Origin of the sequence: Amycolatopsis anabasis (assembly GCF_009765355.1) — a bacterium.
GTDB classification, from domain to species: Bacteria; Actinomycetota; Actinomycetes; order Mycobacteriales; family Pseudonocardiaceae; genus Amycolatopsis; species Amycolatopsis anabasis.
In genome coordinates, this window is the sequence record NZ_VTHK01000002.1 from 1 (window position 1) to 25,720 (window position 25,720).

Annotated in this window: 22 protein-coding genes; 16 read left to right on the plus strand and 6 right to left on the minus strand. The window is 71.2% G+C overall.

Translation table 11 applies throughout. The features are described 5' to 3' along the window. The first annotated feature begins 188 nt into the window (after positions 1–188). A complete protein-coding gene (locus FXO23_RS02185; RefSeq protein ID WP_158880149.1) occupies positions 189–1,145 on the plus strand; it encodes a cobalamin biosynthesis protein CobD/CbiB in 957 nt (318 codons plus the stop codon). Here the strand turns inward: FXO23_RS02185 and FXO23_RS02190 are convergent. Continuing rightward, positions 1,132–2,427: a preATP grasp domain-containing protein gene (locus FXO23_RS02190; RefSeq protein ID WP_158880152.1), complete on the minus strand. Its 1,296-nt coding sequence runs from the start codon at positions 2,425–2,427 to the stop codon at positions 1,132–1,134. The genes FXO23_RS02185 and FXO23_RS02190 overlap by 14 nt on opposite strands. Positions 2,428–2,431: 4 nt before the next feature. Beyond that, complete coding sequence (locus tag FXO23_RS02195) at positions 2,432–3,157, minus strand: aspartyl/asparaginyl beta-hydroxylase domain-containing protein (RefSeq protein ID WP_158880155.1); 726 nt, start codon at positions 3,155–3,157, stop codon at positions 2,432–2,434. Between the two features lie 214 nt (positions 3,158–3,371). On the opposite strand from FXO23_RS02195, the gene FXO23_RS02200 reads away from it, so the two are divergent. The 7 genes from FXO23_RS02200 to FXO23_RS02230 all read left to right on the plus strand — a co-directional run bounded on the left by FXO23_RS02200 (position 3,372) and on the right by FXO23_RS02230 (position 11,789). After that, a complete protein-coding gene (locus tag FXO23_RS02200) occupies positions 3,372–4,790 on the plus strand; it encodes an MFS transporter (RefSeq protein WP_158880158.1) in 1,419 nt (472 codons plus the stop codon). After that, positions 4,790–6,265 carry an FGGY family carbohydrate kinase gene (locus tag FXO23_RS02205; RefSeq protein ID WP_158880161.1) on the plus strand — a complete coding sequence of 492 codons (1,476 nt, stop codon included), beginning with the start codon at positions 4,790–4,792 and terminating at the stop codon, positions 6,263–6,265. The genes FXO23_RS02200 and FXO23_RS02205 overlap by 1 nt, the downstream gene beginning before the upstream one ends. Before the next feature lie 15 nt (positions 6,266–6,280). Beyond that, positions 6,281–7,951, plus strand: coding sequence for a glycerol-3-phosphate dehydrogenase/oxidase (locus FXO23_RS02210; protein ID WP_158880164.1), 1,671 nt, complete (start codon positions 6,281–6,283; stop codon positions 7,949–7,951). Further along, the gene (locus FXO23_RS52185) at positions 7,948–9,510 is read left to right on the plus strand and encodes an FAD-binding oxidoreductase (protein ID WP_158880167.1); all 1,563 of its coding nucleotides are present in this window, start codon (positions 7,948–7,950) and stop codon (positions 9,508–9,510) included. Before FXO23_RS02210 ends, FXO23_RS52185 begins: the two co-directional genes overlap by 4 nt. A gap of 18 nt (positions 9,511–9,528) precedes the next feature. Continuing rightward, positions 9,529–10,122 carry a glycerol-3-phosphate responsive antiterminator gene (locus FXO23_RS02220; protein WP_158880170.1) on the plus strand — a complete coding sequence of 198 codons (594 nt, stop codon included), beginning with the start codon at positions 9,529–9,531 and terminating at the stop codon, positions 10,120–10,122. Positions 10,123–10,260: 138 nt separating this feature from the next. Continuing rightward, positions 10,261–11,070, plus strand: a complete 810-nt coding sequence (locus tag FXO23_RS02225) for a phosphotransferase enzyme family protein (protein WP_158880173.1) — start codon at positions 10,261–10,263, stop codon at positions 11,068–11,070. 71 nt (positions 11,071–11,141) lie between these two features. Further along, positions 11,142–11,789 carry a TetR/AcrR family transcriptional regulator gene (locus FXO23_RS02230; protein ID WP_158880176.1) on the plus strand — a complete coding sequence of 216 codons (648 nt, stop codon included), beginning with the start codon at positions 11,142–11,144 and terminating at the stop codon, positions 11,787–11,789. Positions 11,790–11,863: 74 nt separating this feature from the next. Here FXO23_RS02230 and FXO23_RS02235 read toward each other — a convergent pair whose 3' ends face one another. After that, positions 11,864–12,325 (minus strand): GNAT family N-acetyltransferase, encoded by a 462-nt coding sequence (locus FXO23_RS02235; protein WP_158880179.1) that lies wholly within the window; start codon positions 12,323–12,325, stop codon positions 11,864–11,866. A gap of 189 nt (positions 12,326–12,514) precedes the next feature. On the opposite strand from FXO23_RS02235, the gene FXO23_RS02240 reads away from it, so the two are divergent. From FXO23_RS02240 to FXO23_RS02265, 6 genes are all read left to right on the plus strand, one after another. Then, positions 12,515–13,144: a class I SAM-dependent methyltransferase gene (locus tag FXO23_RS02240; protein ID WP_158880182.1), complete on the plus strand. Its 630-nt coding sequence runs from the start codon at positions 12,515–12,517 to the stop codon at positions 13,142–13,144. Positions 13,145–13,385: 241 nt separating this feature from the next. Beyond that, positions 13,386–14,486, plus strand: a complete 1,101-nt coding sequence (locus tag FXO23_RS02245; RefSeq protein ID WP_158880185.1) for a SagB/ThcOx family dehydrogenase — start codon at positions 13,386–13,388, stop codon at positions 14,484–14,486. A gap of 13 nt (positions 14,487–14,499) precedes the next feature. Beyond that, positions 14,500–15,729 (plus strand): JmjC domain-containing protein, encoded by a 1,230-nt coding sequence (locus tag FXO23_RS02250; RefSeq protein ID WP_158880187.1) that lies wholly within the window; start codon positions 14,500–14,502, stop codon positions 15,727–15,729. 60 nt (positions 15,730–15,789) lie between these two features. Then, positions 15,790–17,025 carry an MFS transporter gene (locus FXO23_RS02255; RefSeq protein ID WP_158880190.1) on the plus strand — a complete coding sequence of 412 codons (1,236 nt, stop codon included), beginning with the start codon at positions 15,790–15,792 and terminating at the stop codon, positions 17,023–17,025. A 783-nt stretch (positions 17,026–17,808) separates the two neighbouring features. Continuing rightward, the gene (locus FXO23_RS02260; protein ID WP_158880193.1) at positions 17,809–18,114 is read left to right on the plus strand and encodes a DUF1540 domain-containing protein; all 306 of its coding nucleotides are present in this window, start codon (positions 17,809–17,811) and stop codon (positions 18,112–18,114) included. Between the two features lie 564 nt (positions 18,115–18,678). After that, positions 18,679–19,836, plus strand: a complete 1,158-nt coding sequence (locus FXO23_RS02265; RefSeq protein WP_158880196.1) for a tetratricopeptide repeat protein — start codon at positions 18,679–18,681, stop codon at positions 19,834–19,836. Between the two features lie 117 nt (positions 19,837–19,953). Here the strand turns inward: FXO23_RS02265 and FXO23_RS02270 are convergent, their stop codons facing one another. Together FXO23_RS02270 and FXO23_RS02275 are read right to left on the minus strand one after the other, a co-directional pair. Beyond that, positions 19,954–21,069 carry a Fic family protein gene (locus FXO23_RS02270; protein ID WP_158880198.1) on the minus strand — a complete coding sequence of 372 codons (1,116 nt, stop codon included), beginning with the start codon at positions 21,067–21,069 and terminating at the stop codon, positions 19,954–19,956. A 916-nt stretch (positions 21,070–21,985) separates the two neighbouring features. Continuing rightward, positions 21,986–22,708 (minus strand): ANTAR domain-containing protein, encoded by a 723-nt coding sequence (locus FXO23_RS02275; RefSeq protein ID WP_158880201.1) that lies wholly within the window; start codon positions 22,706–22,708, stop codon positions 21,986–21,988. 160 nt (positions 22,709–22,868) lie between these two features. On the opposite strand from FXO23_RS02275, the gene FXO23_RS02280 reads away from it, so the two are divergent. Continuing rightward, positions 22,869–23,756, plus strand: coding sequence for a DUF2268 domain-containing putative Zn-dependent protease (locus tag FXO23_RS02280; protein WP_158880204.1), 888 nt, complete (start codon positions 22,869–22,871; stop codon positions 23,754–23,756). Between the two features lie 15 nt (positions 23,757–23,771). Here FXO23_RS02280 and FXO23_RS02285 read toward each other — a convergent pair whose 3' ends face one another. Then, the gene (locus FXO23_RS02285) at positions 23,772–25,031 is read right to left on the minus strand and encodes an alpha/beta hydrolase (protein WP_158880207.1); all 1,260 of its coding nucleotides are present in this window, start codon (positions 25,029–25,031) and stop codon (positions 23,772–23,774) included. Between the two features lie 93 nt (positions 25,032–25,124). Between FXO23_RS02285 and FXO23_RS02290 the strand changes: the two genes are divergently transcribed. Then, positions 25,125–25,706: a TetR/AcrR family transcriptional regulator gene (locus FXO23_RS02290; protein ID WP_158880210.1), complete on the plus strand. Its 582-nt coding sequence runs from the start codon at positions 25,125–25,127 to the stop codon at positions 25,704–25,706. Positions 25,707–25,720: the final 14 nt, after the last annotated feature.

A 25,720-nucleotide genomic window follows, 5' to 3' on the forward strand; every position in this document is an offset into this window, starting at 1 on the left:
GCCATGATCCACATCCTCACTCACACGAGGAGCCTCCATCAGACCCGGGGCGGTTCATCCCGCTGGCGCGTGAGGGTCGTGAGTGTTCCAGCCGGTTAGAACCGGACCAAACACTCACGACTCCGCGCGGGGTGGGCATCGGCCGCCGGCTCGGCTAGCCTCGTGATCATGATCGGACCGGAGTTCGCATGAGCCTGCCGCGAGCGCTGGGAATCGCCTTGGGGGTGCTCGCCGACTGGAAGTTCGGGGATCCCGAACGGCGTCATCCCGTCGCGGCCTACGGCCGGGCCGTGCGGGCCGTGGAGGCGAAGCTCTACCGCGACGACAAGCGAGCGGGCGTGGTGTTCCTCGCCGCGCTGGTCGTTCCACTGTGGACGGCCGGGCGGCGGGCCGAGCGCTGGTCCCGGCGCCACCCGCTCGCCGAGGTCCTGCTCACCGGCGCCGCCACCTGGATCACGCTGTGCGGCACCACCTTGCGCCGCAGGGCACGCGAGATCGCCGAACCCCTGGCGGCGGGGGACGTCGAGGCGGGGCGGGCGGCCTATCCCCGGTTGCTGTTCACCAGCCCGGAGCAGATGGCGGACCACGAACTGGCCCCGGTCGTGGTGTTCGCGGTGTCGGAAAGCTGTTGCGACGCCGAGGTCGCGCCGTTGTTCTGGGGCGCCGTCGCCGGGGTTCCCGGTTTGCTCGCCTACCGTGCCGTCAACACGCTGGACAGCACGGTCGGGTATCTGAGCCCGCGCTACCGGAACTTCGGCTGGGCCTCGGCACGGCTGGACGACGTCCTGAACTACCTGCCGTCCCGGATCGCCGCCGTGCTGACCGCGCTGAGCGCTCCGGCGGCGGGTGGTTCAGCCGCCGGAGCGTGGCGCGTCTGGCGGTCGGACGCCCGGCTCGACACCAGCCCGAACTCCGGGCAGCTGTTCGCGGCCTTCGCCGGCGCGCTCGGCATTCGCCTGAAGAAACCGGAACGCGGGAACCATCCCGGTGCGCCGGTGGTGGCGTTCGGTTCGGGTGGCCCGGCGACCCCGGCCGCCGCATCGGCCGCGGTGCGGCTCAGCGCGCGGGTGGGCGTGCTGGCCGGTGCCGCCGCGGTGGCCGCCGCCGCGTTCCGCGGGAACCGGCCACGCCTCAGGCGGGGGTGAGCCCGGCGACCGCGTCCTCGAGCGCGGCCAGGCGCGTCGCGGACGTCGCGATCGCGCAGTAGGCGGCCCGGCCGGACGCCGCGGCGCCGTCGGAGGTCAGCACGACGCCCTCGCGGCGGCGGTGGTCGTACCGCAGCCCGCCGAGCGCCAGCAGGTGTTCGGCGTCCTTTGTGGACGGTGCGGGGAAGACCCCGGCCGCGACGTGGCGTTCGTGCGGGTAGTCCGGTCCGACCAGGCGGACGAGCAACCGGTGCAGGTGCGTGAACCCGCTGAGCCGCGCGTTGAACTCGGAGAGGAGCACCTGCCCGTCCGGGGTGACGATCCCGTCGATGTTGACCAGGCCCCGGTAGCCGAGGGTGCGCATGACTTCGGCCAGCCGGAGGGCCAGCCGCCGGAACCGGCCCGCCGATCCGGCGCCGGTGCCGGGATCCAGCCAGGCGAAACCGTCGACCCGGGGCCGCATCCGCATCTCCACCAGCACATCGGTGGTCACCTCGTGCGCCGAAATCGCGAACTCGGCGCAGAGCGTCACGCAGTTCTCGTGGTACTCCTCGACGACGACCGGGGATTTGCCGCCGGAGGACAGGTAATCCCACCGCTGCCGGAGGGGCGCCCGCGAACCGGCCGGGGTGTGCGCGAAATCGCCCGCGCCGATCGCGGGCAGCCCCGGATCGGGCGAGAGCACCACGTTCCCGAATCCTCCACCGTGGAAATCCCGTTTCACGATCACGTGCGCGCCGCGGCGGAGGTACCCGTCGACGGTTTCCACGGCCTCGTCGAGACCGCGGACGACCGCGCCCCGAGCGGTCGGCAGGCCGAGCCCGGCGGCCAGCGCGCGGAAGGTGCTCTTGCTGTTGAACAGATCGGCCCCGCCCTCGTCGACGAACGCCTGGCCGGGAACGGCGTCCGCCACCCCGGCCGCCGCGGCGATCGACGTGGTGAAGCGGTCCAGGCAGTACGCGGTGAAATCCGTGCACCCGAGCCGAGCCAGCCGGGTGACGAACTCGGGGTCGCCGAGCCGGTCGCGGGTCAGCATGTCCTCGCCGAGACGGCCCGGCGGGGGCACGAGAACGGTGAGATCACCGGTGTCCATCCCGAGCGTCCGGGTCACGTAGTCGAGGAAGGCGTCGCTCGGCCGCCTGCTGAGCACGAGGACGTCCCCGGGAGCGGCCAGCCACAGAAACAGACCGGACCGCGCGCGCACGGCGACCCGCGCGGTTTCGGTGGGGGGATCGGCGAAGAGGTCCTCGTTGACGAAGTTCTCGATGTACAGGGTCGGCATGCCCTCAACTTCCCAGGGACAGCCACGTCTCGGTGAGGAAGGTCAGCGCCCGGCGCTCGACCTCGGTGAGATCGGGGTGCCAGGTGTCCAGCAGCAGGACCGAGCGGTAACGGCCGGAGGTGTTCTGGACCGAGTGTTCGAAGGAGTCGTCGAACACCAGGCATTCCCCCTCCCGCCATTCCCTGGTCTCGCCGCCGACGGTCATCGAGCAGCCGGGCGGCACCACCAAGCCGAGGTGACAGCGGATCCTGGTGTTGCTGAACCCGCAGTGCGGTTTCATCCGCGTGCCCGGCGCCATCACCGAGTAGTACGCCATCCCGGCCGCGTCGATCCCGGGCACCGCCGCGATGGCTTCGGACGTGGCGGGGCACGCGGCGTGGTTCTCGTGGTAGCGCTTGCCCAGCCGGAAGAAGTGGTACGCGCTCCAGTTGCCGGTGGTGGCCAGGTCCGCCGATTCCGGATGGTCGGCCAGCGCGTCGTACTGGGCGAGGAACTCGTCCCGGATCCGGGCGAAGTTCCGCTCGAGGGTGCGCACCCACTCGTAGCGGGCGGGGTCGTGCCACGGCTCGGCCGCCAGCCCCGGGTACAGCAGCACCGGCCGCTGCCGGGGCGCCCCGCCCTTGCCCGATCCGCCCAAACCGTCCCGGAGCCGCTCGAGGTTCCGGTGATCGATTCCCTCGCGGTCGGCCCAGTCGGCCAGTACGGACACCGCGTCCGGCTGCTCGTTCATCTGTCCCCCAAGGATTCCGTGCCTGTCCTCGATGCTACGGACTGGTGATCAACGCGGAAAGCCCCGGCACGGGCGGCTTGACGGCTTCCGATCCGCGGCATAACCTCTCGTCTTCAGACAGGCACAGACGAAGAGCCACTGTCAGCGGTCTTCGTCGTGTCTGTTTTTTGCGTGTGCCGGATCGCTGACAGCCAGCGCAGAAAGTTGGCGGTCCATGAGTTCACAGACGGTCGCAACGGCGGGATCGGTCTCGAACGTCTCCCAGGTAGCCGCGCTGATCAACGGCCTGCCCAGGCTGTCGCGCAAGGCGAATCTGCTGTGGTACCTGGTGCTGGGCGGACTGTTCCTGGACGCCTATTCGAACGCCGCGCTCGGCGCCGGGCTGGCGCCGATGACCAGGGAACTGGCGCTCAGCCCGACCCAGGTCGGCGTGCTCACCGCGACCGCGCCCGCGGTCGCCATCCTGTTCAATCCGGCCGGCGGCTGGCTGGCCGCCCGGATCGGCCGGGTCAAACCGCTGATCATCGCCAAGGCGATCGCGGCGCTGGGCGCCCTGCTGACCGCCACGGCGGGCAGCTTCGAGGCGGTCTGGCTGGGCCGCGGGCTGGTCGGCGTGGCCTACGGCGTCGATTTCGCGGTGGCCATGGCACTGCTCGCCGAATACACCCCGGCCCGGCTGCGCGGCCGGTTGAACCTGTGGCAGTCGGTCTGGTACGTGGCCACCACCGCCAATCTGGCGCTGACGCTGCTGTGCTACCAGCTCGGCGTCTCGGCCGAGATCTGGCGCTGGTCGGTCGGCTCGGCGGGCGTCTTCGCGGTGGCCCTGCTGGTGCTCCAGGTCGTGTTCCTGGTGGAGAGCCCGTCGTGGCTGGCGGCCAAGGGACGGCTGGCCGAGGCCGCCCGCGGCCTGCGCCGGATCTACGGTTTCCAGGTGACGCCGGGAACCCCCGGCGAGGCGGCTGAGCCGGAGCCGCCGAAGGTCGGGTTCCGGCAGGCGGGCGTGCTGTTCCGCAAGCCCTATCTGCCGCGCACGATCCTGTCCACGGCGATCTCGCTCACCCAGTCCATGCAGTACTTCGCCATCGGCTGGTACCTGCCGGTGATCAGCCTGGCGATCTTCGGGCAGCGGTTCGAGACGGCCACCCTCGGCTCGATGATCTTCAACAGCGCCGGGATCGTCGGCGGCGCGCTCTCGGCGTACTTCGGCCGCAAGATCGGGCTGCGGGTCAGTTCCGCGGTCGGCTACGCCTTCGCGTTCGTCATGCTGCTGGTGATGGGCCTCGGATTCGGCAAGCTGCCGATCGCCATCGGATTCGTGCTGCCCTTCCTGTTCATCTTCTTCCACTCCGCCGGTCCGGGGGCGAACGGCAAGTCGATCGCGGCGTTGTCCTACCGCAGCGACATCCGCACCCTGGGCACCGGCGTGACCGGAATGCTGGGCAGCTTCGGCAGCGTGATCGGGCTGTACGTGTTCCCGCAGATCAAGGAATCGCTGGGGCTCGGGCCGACGATCGCCCTGCTGGCGGTCGTGCCGCTGCTGGGACTCCTCTCCTGCCTGATCATCAAATGGGATCCGACCCGCAGCGGCATCGATCCGGACGACGAGGTGATCGACCTCAAGAGGAGTGCGTGATGCGCCGAGGAATCCTGTCCGTCGACGAAGGCTCCACCGGCACCCGGGCGGCCGTGGTCGGCGAGGACGGCGAGTGCGGCCCGTCGTTCTACGCCCCCCTCGACGTGGTCCACCCGGCCGCGTCGCGGGTGGAGCAGGACGCGGAACAACTGCTGCGCCGGACCGTGGAGGTCGCCCGCCAGGCGGTGGCCTGGGCGGCGGAGAACGCGGTGGAGATCGCCGGGCTGGCCCTCTGCACCCAGCGGGCGACCACCATCCTGTGGGACCGGATCACCGGGCGTCCGCTGGCCCCGGCGGTGGTGTGGCAGGACAGCCGGTACGCCGGCGAACTGGCCGAGCTGGCGCCGAAATGGGATCCCGTCCTGCTGCCCCGGACGGGCCGCCCGGTGGGCGCCCGGGCCCCGTTCCTGTGGGCCGCGCGGGAACGGGAACGACTCGGCGTCCCGGCCGACCGGGTGCTGTTCGGATCGGTGGACACCTGGCTGGTGTGGCACCTGTCCGGCCGGACCCGGTACGCGATCTCGGCGACCAACGCGGTCGCGCTCGGCGGCTACCTGCTGCGCGAGCACGCCTGGGACGCGGAGTGGCTGGACGCGCTGGGCTGCCCGGCGGACCTGGCGCCGCCGCCGGTGGACGACGACGGCGACTTCGGCCGCACCGACCCCGAGGTGCTGGGCATCCGGGTGCCGATCGCGGCGGTCATGGGCGACCAGCACGCGTCCCTGATCGCCCTGGGCGCGCTGGCCCCGGGCCAGGGCACCTGCATGCACGGCACCGGCACGTTCGTCGGCGCGCTGGTCGGCGACGAACCGCCCGCGGACCTCGGTGCGATCGACGGGGTGCTCTGCCTGGTCGGCTGGCGCAGCGCCGGGCACAGCCGGTACAGCCTGGAGGCGTACACGTCGACCACGGGGTCGGCGCTGCGGTGGCTGACCGAGGACCTGCGGTTGTTCGAGTCCGCGGCCGAGATCAGCGCCCTGGCCGCGGCGCGGCCGACGAGCGATCGGACCTGGTTCGTCCCCGCGCTGGCCGGGGTGCGCACGCCCGTGCAGCGGCCCGAGGCCCGGGCCCGGCTGATCGGGCTGAGCCTGGCCACCACGCGGGACGCCATCGCCCGCGCGGTGCTCGACGGGATCGCGCATTCGGTGTGCGACACCGTGGAGGCGCTGCGCACGACCATGGCCCGGCCGGTGACCCGGTTGCGGGTCGGCGGCGGCCTCGCCGCCAGCGACGCGCTGCTGCAGAGCCAGGCCGACTTCACCGGTGTCGCGATCGAGCGGGTGGCCGAATCGGCGACCGCCAGCCTGCGCGGCGCCGCCTACCTCGCCGGGGCCCGGCTGGGGATCTGGCCGTCGCTCGCCGACGCGGTCGCCGACCAGCGACCGGGCCGGATCTTCGAGCCCGGCCTTCCGGAAACCGACCGGCGGGAACTGCGGGCGCGCTGGCAGGGCGTGCTCGCCGAAACACTGTCCTAAGTGGAGAGAGGATCTATGTTCACACTGCCGTCCCGACGGCCGAACGCCGTGGCCGCGCGGGCCACCCCGGCGGCGATGCTGCGGCTGGACCGCCGCCAGGCACTGGCCGAGCTCGCCGACGGCGAGTTCGACGTGCTGGTGATCGGCGGCGGCGTCACCGGCGCCTACACCGCGCTGGACGCCGCGTCCCGCGGCCTGTCCGTCGCCCTGGTGGAGAAGGACGACTTCGCCTCCGGGACCTCGTCGAAATCGTCCAAAATGGTGCACGGCGGGCTGCGTTACATCGAGCAGGGCAACCTCGACCTGGTCCGGCACTCCTTGCTGGAACGCCAGCGGTTCCGCCGCAACGCCCCGCATCTGGTGCAGCGGCTGCCGTTCCTGTTCCCGATCCTGGCCCAGGACGGCGTGTTCGACGCCCGGATCGCCCGCGCCTTCGAAGGTCTGCTGTGGACATACGATCTGGCGGGTGGCTGGCGGATCGGCAAACTGCACCAGCGGCTCACGGTCAACGAGGTGCTGGCGCACGCCCCGACCCTGCGCGCCGACCACCTGAAGGGCGGGTTGCTGTACTACGACAGCCGCGCCGACGACGCCCGGCTCACGCTGGCGATCGTCCGCAGCGCCGCCCGGCTGGGCGCGGTCGTCGCCAACGGCGCGGCGGTGACCGGCCTGCGCAAGGCCGGCGGGCGGGTGACCGGCGCCCGGATCGACGCCGGCGGGGAGCGGTTCGAAGTCCGCGCGCGGGTGGTGGTCAACGCGACCGGGGTGTGGGCCGACCGCGTGGACGGCATGGCCGACGAGGGCCATCGCCCGCGGGTGCGCCCGGCCAAGGGCGTCCACATCGTCCTGCCGTGGTCGAAGATCCGCAACGACTGCACGGTCACGGTTCCCATCCCCGGCCGCGCCCGGCGCGCGACCTGCACCCGCTGGGGCGACGTGGTCGTGGTCGGCACCACCGACACCGACTACGACGGCCCGACCGACGACGTGCACTGCACCCGCGAGGAGATGGAGTTCCTGCTCGAGGGCGCCACGATCGCGTTCGACACCAAACTGGACGCCGGTGACGTGCTGGGCAGCTACGCCGGCCTGCGCCCGCTGGTCGGCGGCAAGCAGGGCGCCACGTTGGACCTGCGGCGCGACCACCACATCACGGTCGACGCCGGAATGGTCACGGTCACCGGCGGCAAGCTCACCACCAGCAGGCACATGGGCGAGCTGGTGGTGGACGAGGTCGTCGGGCTGCTCGGGCGCAAAGCCCGCGGCCGCACCAAATCGCTGCCGTTGCTGGGCGGCGCGGGCTACGACGCCGAGGCCACCGCCGCGTCCGGCGGCATCGCCGCGCATCTGGGCGGCCGGTACGGCACCGAGGCGCGGTTCGTCAGCGCGCTCATCGACGAGGATCCGTCGCTGGGCGAACCGCTGCTCACCGGCCAGCCCTACCTGAAGGCCGAGGTGGTGTACGCGGCGCGTTCGGAGCTGGCCCGCTCGGTGGACGACGTGCTGTCCCGGCGGACCCGGTTGCGGTTGTTCGCCCGCGACGCCTCCGCCGAGATCGCCCCGCTCGTCGGTGAGCTGCTCGGCGCCGAGCTGGGCCTGGACCAGCGGACCGTGGCCGGGCAAGTACGGGAATACCGGGCGGATGTCGCCCGGGAGAAGTCGATCCTGTTGGGAGACAACGCATGATCAGCCGCCAGACGATCACCCACCCGTTCAACCGGGGCAACTACGTGGTCGGCGCCCCCACCCCGCCGCGCTGGGGCGCCCGCACCGAACCCGGACCGGGTGCGGCGTCGCTGCAGACCGCCGCCGTCACGGTGCCCGGCGCCCTGGTCGAATCGCTGCGCGGGGTGGCCGACACCGTGCACACCGACCGGAACGAGGTGGTGCTGCGCACCCGCGACTGGTGGGCCGGATCGATGATCGGCGAGACGGCGGGGCGACCGGCGACCCCGGACGCGGTGATCGCCGCGGTGAGCACGGTGGAGCAGGTCCAGGCCGTGGTCCGGCTGGCCGCCGAGCACCGGGTGCCGCTGACCGTGTCCGCCGGGCGCAGCAACGTCACCGGCGCCGCGCTGCCCGTCTTCGGCGGTGTGGTGCTGGACGTCTGCGGCCTGAACCGGATCCTCGGCTTCGACGCCACCTCGCAGCTCGTCGACGTGCAGGCGGGCATGTTCGGCGACGTGTTCGAGACCGAGCTGCAGGAGACCCACGGCGCCACCACCGGGCACTGGCCGTCGGCGTTCGCGATGTCCACCGTGGGCGGTTGGGTGGCCTGCCGCGGCGCGGGCCAGCTGTCCACCCGGTACGGCAAGATCGAGGACATGGTCGCGGGCCTGGACGTCGTGCTCGCGGACGGGAGCCTGGCCCGCTTCGGCGACTACCCGCGCGCCGCGACCGGTCCGGACCTCCGGCAGCTGTTCGTCGGCTCGGAGGGCACCCTGGGCGTGATCACGTCCGTCCGGCTGCGCACGCATCCGCTTCCCGGGTACGCCAAGGCGATCGCCTACGGCTTCGACTCCTTCGCCGCCGGGCTGGAGGCCTGCCGGTCGATCCTGCAGCGCGGCGCGACCCCGGCCGTCCTGCGGCTGTACGACGAGCTGGAGAGCGGCACCCACTTCGGCCTGCCGGACACCAACCTGCTGCTGATCGCCGACGAGGGCGACCCCGTCCTGGCCGACGCGATGATCCGGGTGAGCGCCGAGGTCTGCGCCGCTACCGGGTCCGAATTGGACGGTCCGGCGCTGTTCGAGCGCTGGCTGGACGAGCGGATGCTGGTCGGCAAGTCCGCCGACGGATTCACCCCCGGCCCCGGGTTCGTGGCCGACACCCTGGAAATGGCCGGGTCGTGGTCCGCGCTGCCCGCCATCTACGACGAGGTTATCGCCGCGATCGAAGCCGTCCCGGGCACGCTGGCCGCGTCCGCGCACCAGTCGCACGCCTACACCGACGGGGCGTGCCTGTACTTCTCGCTCCGCGGCGAGGTGGAGCCGGAGAAGCGGCGGCACTGGTACCGCTCGGCGTGGGACGCGGCCAACGAGGTGCTGATCCGGCACGGCGCCGCGCTCAGCCACCACCACGGCTCGGGCCTGCTGCGCGGCCCGTACCTGGCCGACGCGCTCGGCTCGGGCTTCGCCACGTTCGCCGACGTCAAGCGCGCCCTGGACCCGCACGGGCTGCTCAACCCGGGGAAACTGGGCCTGCCCAGCGAGCTGGGCGCGGGTCCGCTTGACTCGGCGGACTGAGCGACCACTGTGGACGCCATGAACGAGAAGATCGCGGCGGCGTTCGCGGAAGTCCCGGTGTGCGCGTCGGTGGTCGGCCCGGCGCGCGTCCGGGAGTTCGCGACCGCGGCCTCCCGGGTCGGGATCCTGGCGTCCATTCCGGTGGGACAGCTGCCGAAGATCGTGCCGGTGCTGACCCGGCTGGACAAGCTCCTGTTCGTCAACATCGACTCCTGCCCCGGCCTGGCCACCGACCGGGGCGGGGTGGACTTCCTCCAGGAGATCGGGGCGAGCGGGGTGGTCAGCACCCGGGTCGCCCCGATCGAACGGGGCCGCGCGCTGTCCCTGCTGACCATGCACAAGGTGTTCGTCACGGACCGGTCGAACCTGAACCGGAGCCTGGAGGCCGTCAAGCGCAGCGGCCCCGACCTGGTGGAGCTGATGCCCGCACCGATCATCCCGTGGATGTCGGCGGAGTCGCGGGAGGTGATGTCCCCGTTCGTGGCGGCCGGTTTCGTGACCGACCGCGCCGGGGTGGCGCATTCGCTGGCGATGGGCGCCCTGGCCGCCGCCTCGTCCGATTCGGCCCTCTGGTCACTGACCCGGGCCGAGCTGCGCGGGGGAGCGGAATGAGTTTCGCACCTTCCCGCGCGCACCGAATGCCACATCGGGTGCGCAGGGACCCGCCGAAGGCCGCATTTGACGCCCGCTCGCCCTAATTCGGTTGGGCTCGTGGTGCGGCGATGGGATGTTGGGCCGGTGGTATGTGCTGTGACGCGTCGCTTGCCGGGATGGCTGCGGGCGTGGGGGCTGTCCGGAGCCAGGGTGCTCGACGAGCTGACCGAACACGGTGACCGGTCCCGGGCGTGGCGGGTGCGCGCGGACGATGGTGACTACGTCGCGAAGCTGACCTTCGACGTTCCGGCGTTCGTCGAGCCGGGACTGCGGATCGCGGCGGCGCTGGACCGGGCGGGAATCACGACCGGCGCCCCGGTTCCCACCGTGACCGGGTCCCTGTGCCGCCGGGTGCGGCGCTGGCCCGGTGGCTGGACGCTGGCGCTGTTGGAGTTCGTCGAAGGGCGCCCGATCGACTGGACGACGCCGGACGCACCCGAGTTCTGCGGTGATCTGCTCGGGTCGGTCCACCGAACCCTGTGCGGGCTCGATGATCGCCCGGAACCCGCGGGCCGGTTGCTCGATTTCTACGCGGCGGAGGCGGCCCGGATCGGCGGGCCTCGCGGTGGCGCCCTCGCCGACGCCGTCGCGGCGGTGTGCGCGTTCGACCGCCGGGCAGGGCTGACCCAGGGGGTGCTCTACGGCGACCCGGCCCCCGAAGTGTTGCGCGACGACCGCGGCGGCGCGCCGGCGCTGATCGACTGGGGCACGCCGAGCTGGGGGCCGCTGCTGCACGACCTGGTGAGCTGGAAGCTCTTCGCCGCGGAGCGGAATCCCGGAGATCCCGGGGTCGGGCCGCGCCTGGTGGCGGCCTACCGCGCGCGGATGCCGGTCGAGGACACCGAGTTGGCCGGTCAGGAGTTGTTCGTCGACCTGCACCGCGCGATCCAGGCGGCCTGGGTTTAAGCGTTGATAGCAGAAGTGAGAGGGTCCAACTAGACTTCGACGCTGTCGCGCTGATCAGGAAGGAGCGGCTGATGACGGACCCAGGCGGGCAGAGTCCGCGGGAGCGTTACCGGGCCCAGGTGCGTGCGGAGATCAAGCAGCACGCGTGGGAGCAGATCGCCGCGGCGGGGGTGCCCGCGCTGTCGCTCAACGCGATCGCCAAGCGGATGGGCATGACCGGCCCCGGGCTGTACCGGTACTTCGCCAGCCGCGACGAGCTGATCACCGCGCTCATCCGCGACGCCTACCGGAGCCTCGCCGACACCGTCCGGGCGGAGTTCGACTCCGGCGCCGATCTGGCCGGGCTGGCCCGCGTCATCCGGGAATGGGCGCGCAGCGACCCGCAGCGGTACTTCCTCATCTACGGCACGCCCGTCCCCGGCTACCAGGCACCCGAGGACACCACCGCGATCACGTTCGAGGTCATGACGGTGCTGCTCGAAGCCTGCGGTGCGTCCTCGGCGGACAAACCGGCGACACCCTTCGACGCCCACCTGGAAAGCCACCGCGACTGGGCCGGCGACCACCCGGCGCCCGCCCCGACCCTGCATCGCGCCCTTGCCTTCTGGACCCGCCTGCACGGCGTGCTCTCGCTCGAACTCGCCGGCCACTTCACCGGAATGAAGTTCGACCCCGAACTGCTGATCGCCGACGAACTGAACGCCCTGCTGGCGCGGTGACCGCGGGCGGGAGATCGCACGACCTCCCGCCCGCGGGTCATCCTCTACTTAGGACAGTCACGCAAGAGCGGGGCTCAGGTCGCGTAGTGGGTCATGCAGATCGTTTCCGGCTCGAACCCGAGCGACGACCAGAACGCCTTGGCGGGTCCGTCGTGCAACCAGGTCTCCAGGCGGATCGGGTCGCTGGCACCGCGATCCCGCAGCCAGGCCAGGGCCGCCTTCGCCAGCGCGGTGCCGATACCGTCGCGCCGCTCCCGCGGGATGACGTAGCAGGTCTCGATCTCACCGGTCAGCCCGGGCAGCAGACCGTCGCCGGCGCTCAGCGAGCCGTTGACGAATCCGACGATGCGGCCTTCCCGCACCGCGACCAGGCAGAAGGCCCGTTCGTGCCACGCGAAAACGGACAACATGTGCTCGACCCGCCGCAACTCGACAGGCGTCATCGGGTCGCCGCCGGGAAGCTCACAACCCAGCCGATCCCACAGGCGTGCGACCGCCGGGCCTTCTTCCTCGCGAATGCGTCGTATGTCCACCATTGGTTTTCTCCTCGTCTCGGTCGTCAGCGTGCTGAGGGCGACACGGACGAGGAGGCGCGCGAGCGCGGTGAATCTAGAGTCAACCTGGCATGGTGCCCAACCTAGCAGCGCCCAGGCGGCGCAACCATCCCTTTTTCGCCGCGCCCCCGCCTTGACCTCAAGTATGGTCGAGATTTGAGACTGACCACCATGGACACCACACCTGACATCTCCCGGTTCGACTCCGCCTACGAATCCGGTTCCGCGCCCTGGGTGATCGGCGAGCCGCAGCCCGCGATCGTGGCGCTGGAGCGCGACGGCTGGATCCGCGGCGCCGTGCTCGATCTGGGCTGCGGCACCGGAGAGCACACGATCCACCTCAGCAGGCTCGGGTACGACGTGCGCGGGTTCGACTTCTCGCCGCGTGCCGTCGAGCAGGCGCGGGCGAACGCGGCCGGCCGGAACGTCCCGGCCCGGTTCGAGGTCGCGGACGCGTTGCACCTGCCCGGGGAACCGCGGTTCGACACGATCGTGGACAGCGCGCTGTTCCACATCTTCGACGACGTGGACCGTGCCCGGTACGTGCGCAGCCTGCATGCCGCCTGCCGTCCCGGCGCGCTGGTGCACGTGCTCGCGCTCGCCGACACCGGGCGCGGCTTCGGGCCCGAGGTCAGCGATGCCATGCTCCGCGAGGCGTTCGGCCGGGGCTGGACGCTGGAAGAGCTGCGGCCGAGCCAGTACCGGGGCATCGTCGGCGCCGAGCACAGCGCTCGACTCGGCCTCGCGGCGGGCACCGTCGTCGACGAGCCCGCGTGGCTGGCGCGGGTCCGGCGGGCCTGACGCCACCCGCCCGCCGAGGCGCTCTGCCGAATCTTTAGATCTCCCGTTTACGTTTCAGTTGCCACGGTTTTTCGAGGAACGGAAGGGAGGGACCGGCCATGCAGTTCGAAATCGAGATCGTCGAGGACGACGCCCAGCTGCTTCACCACCCGACCACCTGATCGGGTTGAACGCTGTCCAGCCGCAGCGGGGTCCAGTTGCGGCTGGACATGCCCGGTCCGGCACCCGAAGGAGGAAACGCATGAAACTGCGCAGGCGCGATCCCCTGGTGTGCCAGTGGACCGGGGCGGGATTCCTGATCGGAATGCCCGGCCGAAATTCTTCGCTCAAGGTTTCTCCCGGAATTCTGCGCATCCTGGAAGCCGCGGGCGATCCGGTCGACCCCGAAGAGCTGGCCACCGCCGTGGACCCGGACGGGTCCGGGAAGATCCGGCCGGTGGTGGACCAGTTGGTCCGGCACGGGATCCTGGTGTCCGACGTGGACGCCGAAACCGGTGGCCCCGCGCTCTGGGAGCACTGGGGCGCGGTCACCGAACGTTTCCACCTCAGCGCCCGCGACGCGAACTACCTGGTCGACTCGCCCGAGCGGGCGGAGGTCGCCGCCGCGATCATCGCGGGTGGCGCGGCCCCGCCGATCTTCAAGGAGTACCCGGACCGCCCGGTGGTCATGCTGCCCCGGCGGCCGCTTCCCCTGCGCGCGAGCGTGGAAGACGTGTTCGCCGCCCGGCGCACGCACCGGGAGTTCACCGGCGACCCGGTGTCGGTGGACCAGCTGTCCACAGTGCTGTTCCACACGTTCGCCCCGCAGCGGTTCCTCGACGGCGCGCTGTTCGGCGTGCAGCAGGGCCGGGTCAGCGCGTCCGCGGGCGGGCGGCACGAGGTCGAGTGCTACCTGGTCGCCTACGACGTCGAAGGGGTCGCGCCGGGGCTGTACCACTACTCCGCGAACCGGCACGCGCTGGAACTGCTCGACCCGGACGTGACCCGGGACCGGGTCGCCGAACTCAGCTACGACCAGGAACCCTCGTACCAGGGCGCGTTCACGATCTTCACCACCGCGGTCGCCCATCGGCTCGCGTACAAGTACCGGCACCCCCGCGCCTACCGGCTGTGGATGTACGACGCCGGGCACTACGGCCAGACGTTCGCCCTCACCTGCACCGCGCTCGGCCTCGGACCGTTCCAGACGGTCGCGTTCACCGACACCGAGGTCGAGCGGCTGCTCGGCGTCGACCCGGATGAGGAGTTCGCGGTGTACCTGTTCTCGGCCGGCGTACCGGCCGGGGAGAACCCGTTGCAGCCCAAAGGTTTCAGCACACCCGCACCCAGCCTGGTGCGGTGAGGGGAGATTCGCGATGGCACTCGACCGGCTGGTCCCGTCCGCCGCGCTGTTCCGGCACGAGATCTTCGGTTCCCGGCACGCCCACCACCGCGCGGACGAGCTGACCGGCGGCTTCGCGGACCTGTTCTCCGCCACCGCGCTCGAGGAACTGCTCGGCGGCACGGGCCTGCGAACCGCGTCGATCAAACTCGTCAAGGACGGCCGGGAACTCCCGGTCGCCGCCTCGGGCGTACCGGACATCGGCGATCCGGCGGGCGCGCCGCCGCTGGTGGACACCGAGTTCGTCCGGCGCGGGCTCGCCACCGGGCACACCCTGATCCTGCGTTCGCTGCACCGGTTCCACCCGCCGCTGCGGGCGTTCGCCCACGCGCTCGCCGCCGACCTCGGCCATCCGGTGCGGGTCAACGCGTTCATCAGCCCGCCGCACGCGGTCGGCGCGGCGCTGCACTACGACACCCAGGACGTGTTCATCCTGCAGATCGCCGGTTCGAAGGTCTGGGAGCTGAAGAGCCCGCCGATCCGCCACCCGCTGCCGAGCCAGGCCTGGTTCGACTTCCCCGCCAAGCGCCGGGACGAACTGCGCGAAGCGGCGGAACCGCTCGGCGTGCGCACGCTGCGCCCCGGCGACACGCTGTACCTGCCGGGCGGCACCATGCACGCCCCGCGCACCGAGGACGAGGTGTCCATCCACCTGACCGTCGGGGTGTCCCGGGTGACCCGGCACGATCTGCTGCGCCGCCTGGCCGAGGCCGCGGCCGAGGACGACTGGTTCCGCGAGGCGGTGGACCTCGACGCGCTGGAGAACCGGCCGGACACCGCGCGCGAGCTGGTGCGGGGGGCCACCGCGAGGCTGGCCCGCCAGGCGGGCGAGGTCCCGGTGGACGGACTCCTGTGGTCGGTGCGGGAAGAGGCGTTCCGCGAGCTGGTGCCGGAACCGGTGCCGGTGCTTCCCGCCGCCGAACCCGCCCCCGGCCACCGGTTGCGGGCGGGCGCGCAGTTCAGCGCGCTGGCCGAGGGGGATTCCCTGGTGCTGCGAGCCCGCGGCCGCACCCTGCGGCTGCCGCTCGCCGCCGCACCGGTCGTCGCGCTGCTGCGCAAGGGTGGCACGCTGGACGGCGCCACGGCCGTCGAGGGCCTCGGCCGCGCCGAACTGGCCGACATCCGGCGAGCGTTGAGCGAGTTCGGGTTGCTCGTGCCCGAAGCACCGGTAGCACCACCCGATCGGCTGGAGGACCCGGCCTGATCCACCCGCTACCGTCCGGAGCAGGCCACTACTGGGGGAGGAAACCGCGCCGTGCCGGCCGTGCAGAGTCAGAATCCGCCCGGGACGGGCACGTTGCGGAGCCATCCGCGGTTCCTCCGGGTGTGGGGAGGGCAGGTCGCCGGGGCGATCGGTGACCAGCTGGTACCGGTCGCGCTGAGCCTGCACGTGGTGCTGCACGGCGGCGGCGCGGGCACGGTCGCCGGCGTGCTCGGCGGCCGCGCGGGCGGCCTGGTGCTGTGCCTGCTGATCGGCGGGGTGCTCGCGGACCGGATGAGCCGGTCGGCGATCGTGGCCTACGCGGACACCTACCGGGCGGTGCTCCTCGTGGCGACCGCGCTCCTGCTGGACCGGCTGCCGATGGGCCTGCTGGCGCTGGCCACCGTGCTGGTCGGAGCGGGGGAGGCGCTCGGCCGCCCCGCGTACCGGTCCCTGGTGCCCACGCTGCTGCCGGTTTCCTTGCTGGAGAAGGGAAACGCCCTGGTTTCGGCGGGACTGCGGAGTTCGGCGGTGCTCGGCGCGCTGGCCGGGGCGAGCGCCGCCGCGCTGGTCGGCACCCGGGCCGCGCTGCTGATCGCCGCCGGGACCTTCGCGTTCGCCGCGTTCACCGTGTTCGGGGTGCGCGCGCCCGCGCCGGACCGGAAACCGTCCTCGGTGCTCGGCGACGCCCGGGACGGATTGCGGGCGGTGTACCGGCGTCCGTGGGCGATGGCCGTGATGGCGGCGACCTGCGTGCAGATCATGGCAGGCACCGCGGTCGCGCTGACCCTGCTGCCGATCGTCGCCCAGCGGGAGTTCGGCGGCGGGTTCTCCTACGGCGCCGTGCTCGCCGCCACCGCGCTCGGCGCGCTTCCCGCGGTCGTGCTTGCCGGGAAGTGGCGGCCGAAGCGGCGCGGGACGGTGTCGATGCTCGTGCTCGTCTGCTACGCCGGGCTGCCGCTGAGCCTGCTCGGCCCGCTCCCGCTGCCCTGGACGATCGCGGTCTTCGCGCTCGGCGGGTTCGTCGTGGAGCTGTTCTTCGTGTACTGGCTTTCCGCGCTGCAGCGGGAAATTCCCGCCGAGCTGCTGGGCAAGGTACTGGCGCTGGACCAGCTCGGCGCGTTCGCGCTGCTGCCACTGGGATACGCGCTGGTCGGCCCGGCCGTGGCCGCGTTCGGCGAAGGCGCGACACTGCTGGGCAGCGGGCTGATCGTCGGGGTCACGACCCTGGCGACCCTGCTCGTCCCGGGGGTGCCCGAGTTCGGCGGATCTTCCCGTCCACAAAGGACGACGCGCTGACCTGTTCCCGGGATCCGCTCGGACGGCGATCCTCAGTCGCGAGGAGCAGATCGATCTGCTCAATCGCAGTGAGGTTTTCTCAGTAGGGCTTGTCCAGGGGTGCTCGGAGTGCTCGATGCGGCGTGGGGAACCTCGCCTTCCCGGGCGCGCCGAAGGGTCGCATTTGACCCCCGCCGACTCCCGGAACGGGCGTGCGAGTTCCCCGTTTCGGTAGGTGAGTTCGACATCCGGGAAGAAACCTCGCTGGGTCTTCTCCGCAGGGCCGGGACCTTGGTTGCCGGGTACCGGCCGATGCTGGACAGGCTGGTCTCGGGTTCGGGCTGAGCCAGCGTCGATGCGGCGTTCGGCGCGTCCCTCGTCCTGGGCACTTCCCGCAATGTCCGAGAAGCCCTACCGAGAAAGGATCAGTGTGGAGGACTGGAACGCGTGGCGTCCGGGGAATCCCGGTGTCCGGCCCGATCTTCATGACGCCGAACTGGGGCCGGACATCAGCGGAGCTGATCTGCACGACGCGGACCTGCGCGACGCCAATCCGAAGGACGCAGGTCAACCCTCCGTTTCCGATAGTCGGCGCCTTTGCGGGCTTTACTCGTTGGGGTTCTTGTGGATCCCACCCGCGGATGGCGAGCAGGGTCACCGACGGTGATGTCAGGTGGTTGACCTGCGAAAACGTCACAGCTAATTCATTTCGCAGGTGAGGCTATCCTAATTCTCTTTGTGTTGCGGTTTCCGGTATCCGGTGGCAGCGTGCAGTCCGTGGCCATTGTTGGATAAGGAGCGATTATGACAACCACCGAAATGCCCATGCCCGCGGTCAACGAGTGCACCGTCACCGGCTGCTCGTACAACCACGATGGCTGCCACGCCTTCGCGATCACGGTGAACGGCACGAACGGGGCCGCCGACTGCGGCACTTTCGTCCCGCTGTCCCGTAAAGGCGGCCTGCCGAAGGTCGTCGCGCAGGTGGGCGCCTGCTCCCGGGCCGACTGCGTGCACAACAGCGATCTCGAGTGCACCGCGTCCGGAGTGCGAGTCGGGCCCGGTGAAGGCGACCACGCGGCCAACTGCCTGACCTACACCAAGGCTTGACGCCTGCATTTCCTTCTCGCGAATTCCGCTTTCGGGGTCGTGAGTGTTTGAACCGGTTCCAACCGGTCTGAACGCTCACGACCCCGAAAGCATGTCACCGCCTGTTCTTTGCCCGGCCCCCGCTCTTGTGGATCTTCCTCGCCCGCGGGCTTCGGCGGGCGAGTGCCGGATCAGGCGCGGATGCGCGTGCATCGGCATGTGCGTGGTCTAGGGTGCTGCTGCTACGGATGAGCCGCCGCCCCGCACAAAACCTTGGGGCTTGATGTACGGATGGTGATGGATTTTCACATGGTTCACCGGATCGGTTGACAGGCAAGATCATTTTGTGGCAGAAAACAGCGTGCCCGGGGTGAGACGAGGAGCTTGTGCTGGCTGGGTTTCACCGTGGGGGCGGTCGCGGTCGGCGGTTGCGGATGGTTGGCTCGATTTCACGGTGTGTCGCGGCACTCCGTGTGGTGAGCGGTGCATGCGCGGGATCCGTTACGCGGTCATGGACGTGAGACTCGGGGCAGGCCACGACGGACAGCGGGGTGTCGGGCTCGGCTGTGGAGAGGTTGCTGGCTGGTGAGCGATCGGTTGGCGCAGTCGTATGACGATCTTGCCTCGGTCGCTGCCGGTGTGCTTCGCGGATTCGTGGTTTGCGAGGTGGATGAGCTGCCGTTGGCGGTGCTGGCCGCGGCGGCGGGCGTGTCCGAAGCCGAGGCCGGGCCGGTCGCGGACGGTTTGGTGCGGGACGGGTGGCTGACCGCGCGCGGCCCCGGGTGGTTCGCCACGACTTCCGCGGCGCGCGCCGCACTGGGCGGGTTGGCGCCCACCCGGCGCGGCGCGGACGCGATGGCGGCCGCCGCCCGTGGTGTGGGCGAGCACCTCCGTGCCGCCGCGGCGGTGGTCCGGCGGGGTTTCGCGGACGCCGAGCGGGATCCGCTCGGCTGGGCGCGTCGGCACGGCCCGTTGGTGGCCGGGGTGGTGCGGTCGGCGCACCGCCACGGCGAGGCCCGGTTGGCCGTCGAGATCGCCGCGGTGTGGTGGCGGGTTACCGAGGACGTGCCGGAGGCGCCGTGGCGCCACGATCTCGCGCGTGCGGGGGAGGAGGCGGCCATCGCCGTGCGGGATCCGGCGGCGCTGGCGGACCTGCTGTCGCGCAGCGCGGGCTGCGCGGTCCGGGCGGGTGATTTCGCGACGGCGGAAGCGCAGTGGGTGCGGGCGTTGGCGGTGTTCCGCGAGGCCGGTGACCAGGCCGCGGGGATCGACGTGTTGCGGTCACTGGGGTCGCTGTACCGGCGGTGGGGGCGGCTGCACCGCGCCCTGGACGTGTATCTGGACCTGCTCGCGACCCACGAAAGCATCGGCGACGGTGCGGCGATCGTGGAAACGTTGGGGTGGCTGGAGGAAGTGCTGCTGGCCGCGGGGCGGCCGGAGGCCGCCGAGGAACATCTCGCCCGTGCCGTGGGGATGGCGGAGACGAGCACGCGGTTCGACGAGAGGGCGCGTGCGGAGTTGCTGATCCTGCTGGGCCGCGCCCGCTGGCACGCGGGCCGCCCCGGGCCGGCACGGCAGGCGTTCAGCGGGGCGCTGGCGTTGCTCGTCGACCGCGACGAGGCCCGTGCCGATCAGGTTCGCGCGATGCTGGCGACCGGCGACGGGCGGCGGTTGCCCGGGGACGACGGCGAGCGGGACACCGGTTCCGGGCCAGGCGCGCCACCGCCAGCGCCAGCAGAATGAGCACCGCGAGCCACAGCCACGGTTTCGCGCGGGAACGGCGGGGCCGGGCGTGGCGGTGACCGGGACGTCGGTGACGCGGGGACGCGTGCATGGCGGTTCTCTTCCGGCGGTGGGGCGTTATTCCGGCTCGGACTTGAAGACGTCGCGGTCGGTGTCCGGCGGGACGGGGTCGTAGGTGGTGAGCAGGTCGAGCACCGGCTGGCAGAGGAAGATCTTGTTGTAGTTCTTGCCGGGCAGCGGGGTGAGCAGCCCGGCACGCTCGAGGGTGCGGGTCACGTCGTTGGCGCCTTTCCAGGTCATGCCGAAACGGTTGGCGATTTCGCGATGGTTGCTGACCGGCATGCCGATCAGCCCGCCGGCGACCGTGGCGGCGTTGCCGCTGCTGCGCTTGACCTTCGACAGCTGGTCGGCGCGCAGATCCTCCAGGCGCCTGATCAGCGCGATCCGTTCCCCGCACAGCTCCCGAACGCCCTCGGCGAAGAACATCATGAACGCCTCGAAGCTGCCGGTGTCCACGACCTCGCGCAGGCGCCGGTGGTATTCCTCGCGGTGCCGGTCCATCCACCGGGACAGGGGCAGGATCTGATCCCGCAACGCCTTGGCGCGCACGAGTTCCAAGCTGACGTACAGGCGGGACACGTAACCGTTGCCGCCGGCGAAGGGATGGATCACCTCGAGCTGGTGATGCCCCATGGCGATCTTGCCGACCAGCGGCAGCTCGCAATCGTCGCGTGCCCAGGCCTCCCACTGGGCCGCGGCGGTGGGCAGGTGCGGGCCGGGCGGGGTGTGCACGAGCACCGCGGTGTCGGGCGTCGGGCCGCCGACCCAGCTGTGGCCGGTCCGCCAGGACCACGCGCTCTCGTCGTCCTCGCCGCGCTGGGGAGCGAGCTGGTGGCTGATCCGGCCCAGCAACGCCACATCGATGCGAGCGCCCTCGCGCATGGCGGCGAACGCGCGCTCGCCGGCCTCCAGATAACGCAGGAGCGGCTCGATGGCCGGGGCGGGTTTCGCGCCGGGCAGCTGCGCGAGCAGCACCTCGCGCAGGGACAGGTTCGTGGACTCGAGCGCGGCGGAGCTCTGCGCTTCGCGCAGCATGGTGTCGCGGACGAGAACCCGGCGATCCGGCAACCGCTGAGCCGCCTCGTCCAGGCGGCCCAGCGCCTGTTCGGCCGCCGCCAGCGCTCTGTGCGTCCGGGAGCGCAGCGGTAGATCGGATGGCAACGGACGAGGCACCCAAGCTCCTTCTCGCTGGACCGCATCCGGAAACCCCGGTTGGTCCCCCAGCGGATCCCACACCCCACCATCGGGGGTTGTTCCTGTCATGACGCAAAGACTCTACGAACACACGAAAAGGCGGCAAGTGGTGGATTCTTCCCGACGAAGATCAACTTGGCGGCGTAGTGGCGGACGGTGGGATCGGCGCCCCGCCCACGGCTCCGCGCCCGGCCGGTGTTGCCGAACGGCTTACTTTCGTGCGGTTCAACGGCGAGTCCGGGGAGAAAGCGCCGGGACGCCGGTGAGACGGCCTGGTGTGCCCGTCATGCGGCGGCCCGAGTCGAACTCCTATACCAAGCGCAATCCCGCCGCGTCCGGAAAGCCGCCATCGCGCACAGAATTCACCACAACGGGTGCAGTCACCACGACACACCGTTCGCGCGGAAGAATCCTCCCGGCGTCCGATCGTGATCATGGCATCCGTCGCGTCCACGGGTGCTCCTCCAAGTGAACGTGGGCGAGTCCTCGGTGCGTGCGGTTGACATCTTCGGCCATGGAATCCCAGCCTCCTGTCCACGGCGACACATTCGATCGAACACGGCGCACGGGGTGTGCTCAAGGGGATGATGAACGCACACCCGCCGGAAGAAACGCAAGCGTGGTCCGGCCTTTGCCGCCGGGCGACTTCTTTCTGGCCCGGCGGGGAAACACGCATGCCAATAGTTCGATACGCGTCCACTCGTCGCCGCGTCGGAACCGTCGGCGGCGGGCTGGGCGGGCGCGCCGGAAACGCATGGAATGGGCGGGGAACCCGATATTCGCCAGTGCCGGGAATCCCCGGTGAGAGTTCAAGTGAAATGCACACTCGGGCGACCGAAATACCCACTCGGGACCAACCCGCTCTACGGCGGAACGCGGATCAAGCGGGCTTCGGTCATTGTGTGGGTGAACCGCGGTGTTCCTTGGCCGGTGCGCGCAAGGTGTCGATCACCGAGCGGGCTACGCAGTGCAGGAGGGTCTGGTTTCGCCGGGCGTGTCCGCGCAGCCGGTGGAACGCCTCGGTGAGGGTGGTCCCGTGGCGTTCGGCGAGAATGCCTTTGGCTTGTTCGATCAGCACCCGGCTGTCCAGCGCGGTCTGCAACTGATCGATGCGCTCCCGCTGGCGCTGCCGCTCGCGCCCGTGCGCCAGCCCGATGCTCGCCGCGTCGGCGAGCAACCGCGCCCGTTGCCCGGACAGCCCGGAGAACCCGTCGGTGGTGTGGTAGAGCGCGACCACGCCCAGGCTCTGGTCGCGGTGCCGCAACGGCAGCGCGTACACCGCGGTGATCCCGTACCCCAGCGCCGTCGTGGTGAAATCCGGCCAGCGCGTCACCCGGCGGAGATCGGGCACGGCCACCGCGGTCGCGGTCCGGTAGCAGTCCACCGCCGGGCCCGCACCGTGCGCGATGGCCTGCCGGGGTAGCGCGGCGAGCCGTTCCGGGACCGCGGCGCGAACGTCGATCCCGCCCGGCGCGTCGGCGAGCAGCACGGCGGCGCCGCTCACCGACAGCAGCCGGGTGCACCGCTGGGCGAGCAACCTGGCGACATCCTCCAGTTCGCCGACACCGCAGGGATCGGCCAGCTCGAGAAGGCTCTGCTCCAGCTCGCGATCGCTCATTCTTTTGTCACGTCCTGTTATCGGGACCCTCGGTCACGGCCGACAGGGTTTCCCCTTACCGGCAAGGCGCAAACCTCAACCGGACCATTCCCGCCCCCAGGAGGGGGTGATCCGAAAGCGGCTTGAGTCTCCCGTCGCTGGAGAGTTTAGCGTCTCGGACATGACGATCACGGTTCTGGACACCTACCCGGCCATGCGGGAGATCCTGCGGTCGCCGCACGCGGACCGGCCCGCCCTCCTGCGGGCCATGCTGGAACCCGCCGCGGGCATGTACCGGTACTTCCCGGGCGAGGTCGATCTCGTCGAGATGCACCTGATGGGCTCGGGCTTCCCGCTCGACCGGGACGAACAGCGGTGCCGGGAGGCGCTGGAGGCGTTGCACGACGCCGACGCGTGGGGCCGGATCGAGCGCGCGCTCGACGACGCCCTCGCCGTGCAGCTCGCGGCCACCCCCGGCATCGCGGTGCCGGACATCACCGTCCTCATCGTCCTCGGTGACCCCGGGGACGCGCACTTCATGGGCCCGAACCTGGGCATGACGGCGAATGGCAGCGTGTCCGGGTACGTGTTCCTGAACTTCTGGCCCTACCCGGAGAACCTGGCACGGCTGGAGGCGACCGCGGTCCACGAGCTGAACCACAACCTCCGCTACGGCGAAGGCGCCGTCGTGTGGGACCCGGCGACGGTCACGGTGGGGGAGCAGGTGGTGTCCGAAGGGCTGGCCGACGCGTTCGCCCGCCAGCTCTACGGCGACGAACTCGGGTACGCCCGCATCGGAGTGCCGCATCTGCACGACGACGCGGTGTTCGCCAAAGTCGTCTCCGGCCTCGAAGTGACCGGCATGCGGAACTTCACCGCGTGGGTGCACGGTGACGCGGCCGCCGCCCGGTTCGGCGCGACCCCGGTCGGGCTGCCCACCGGCGCCGGCTACGCCGTGGGCAACCGGCTCGTCGACGCCTACCTGGCCGCGACCGGCCGCACCGCGGCGGAGGCACTGCTGGTGGACAGCCGGGAAGTCATCGACACCGCGCTCGGCCGGGCCCGATAGTTCCGCCGACGGCCCTCAGGGCTGGTGCGCCCGGACGCGTTCGGCGATCTCGGCGGGCCGGGCGCCCTGCCACCAGACGGGGTCGGCCGAGCCCGCGGTGACGCCGCCGTCGTGGTGCACGTAGTAGCGGGCGTCGCGGCCGGTGTCGAACTCACCGGCCAGCGCCCGGCGCAGCCATTCCGCGCCGTAGGTGTACATCTCGTTCGCCACCCCGCCGAGCGGGTGGAACTGGTCCTCGTAGACGCGGATTTCCTTGGGAGCACGGATGAGTTCGTACAGCGCGAGCGCTTCCTCCAGCCGGGTCAGCTCGTCGAACTCGCCGATCCCCATCAGCACCGGGCACGCGATACGACCGGCCAGCTCCCACAGGTTCATCCTGGTGCCGAGGTCGGCGTCGAAGGCTTCTTCGTCGGTGTAGCCGGACATGTACATGAAGTTGGTCTTGAAGTTGGGCTGGGCGCGGTTGAAGATCGTCTCGAAATCCCCGTAGACGCCCATGAACCCGGCCACCGCGCGCAGCCGCGGCTCGTGCGCGGCCGCGCGCATGCCCCAGTAGGTGCTCATGCTGCAGCCGAAGAACCCGATCCGGCCGGCGTCCACCTCCGGCCGGGCGGCCAGGAAGTCGACGAAGCGGGAGACGGCCCGTTCCGGGTTGGTCAGCGTCGCCTTCAGCCCGTGGGAAAGGGATTCGCCCTCGCCGGGCATGTCCACGGCCAGCGCGACGTAACCGCGCTCGGCGTAGTGGCGTTGCCCGGCGAGCAGGAAGTCCTCTTTGGTCATGTCCATACCGGGGCCGAGGATCACCGCGGGGGCGTTGCGGGGCTGCCCGGCGGGCAGGTGCAGCAGGGCGAACAGGTGCTGCCCCTCGAAGTCCAGCACCACCCGCTCGATCCGGCCGCCGCCGAGTTCGGACAGCTTGGCCACCGCGGCATTGCACCGCTCGCGCAGCATCGCCTTGCGCGCGTCGTCGGCGAAGTACGCGTACTGCGCCCGGCTCCACAGCAACGCGGAACGCAGGTAGAACGCGTAAGCGGTCGCACCGAAGCCCTCCTTCTCGTAGTGCTCGGCGCGCTCCCGCGTTTCCGCCGCGACCCTGGCGAAAGCCTTGGGCTGCATCGGGGCCGAGCGCACCCGCGAGAAGACCCGGTCGAAGTCGCCCGCGTCGTAGCCGAGGTTGTGGAACGCCCCCGCGCCCTCGGGGTGCAACGCGTCGAATCCGCCCGACCGCAACCCCAGGTCCAGCACCCAGCTCTGCTCGTTGCCGCGAGTCGTCATGACCGCTCCCTCCTTAAAGCATGAAGTATTGCGTTAGCGACGCTACTCCCGGGCTCGCCACTAAAGCAAGGATCATTGCGTTAGAATCCCGGCATGGCCACCACCGATCGCCCGAAGCGGCCGGGCGGACGCAGCGCCCGGGTCCGCTCCGCCGTGCTGCGGGCCGTCGAGGAGCTCCTGGTCGACGGCGGGATCGCGGCGCTGAGCGTGGCGGCCGTCGCCGAGCGCGCCGGGGTGAACCCCAGCAGCGTCTACCGCCGCTGGGGCACTCTGGACGCCCTGCTGTTCGACGCCGTGCTCGCCGCGACCGCCCGGACCGTGCCGACCGCGAACACCGGATCGCTGCGCGGCGACCTCGAGCGGTTCGTCCAGTCCTCGATCCGGGCGACGCAGACCCCGCTCGGCGCCGCCCTGGCCCAGGTGCTGCTCACCCGCCCGCTCACCCCCGAGGGGCAACGGGAACGGCAGCAGTACTGGGCGCGGCGCCACGAGGCACTGCGGCCCATCTTCGACCGGGCGAGGGAGCGGGGGGAGCGGGTGCCCGATCCCGAGGACGTGATCGAGACCGTGCTCGCCCCGGTGTACTTCCGCCGATTCGTCACCGGCAGGCCGATCAGCCGCAAGCTCGCCGCCACACTGGTTGACCGGACCCTGGCAGGTTCTCCACACTCCTAGGTCGTCATCGAGAA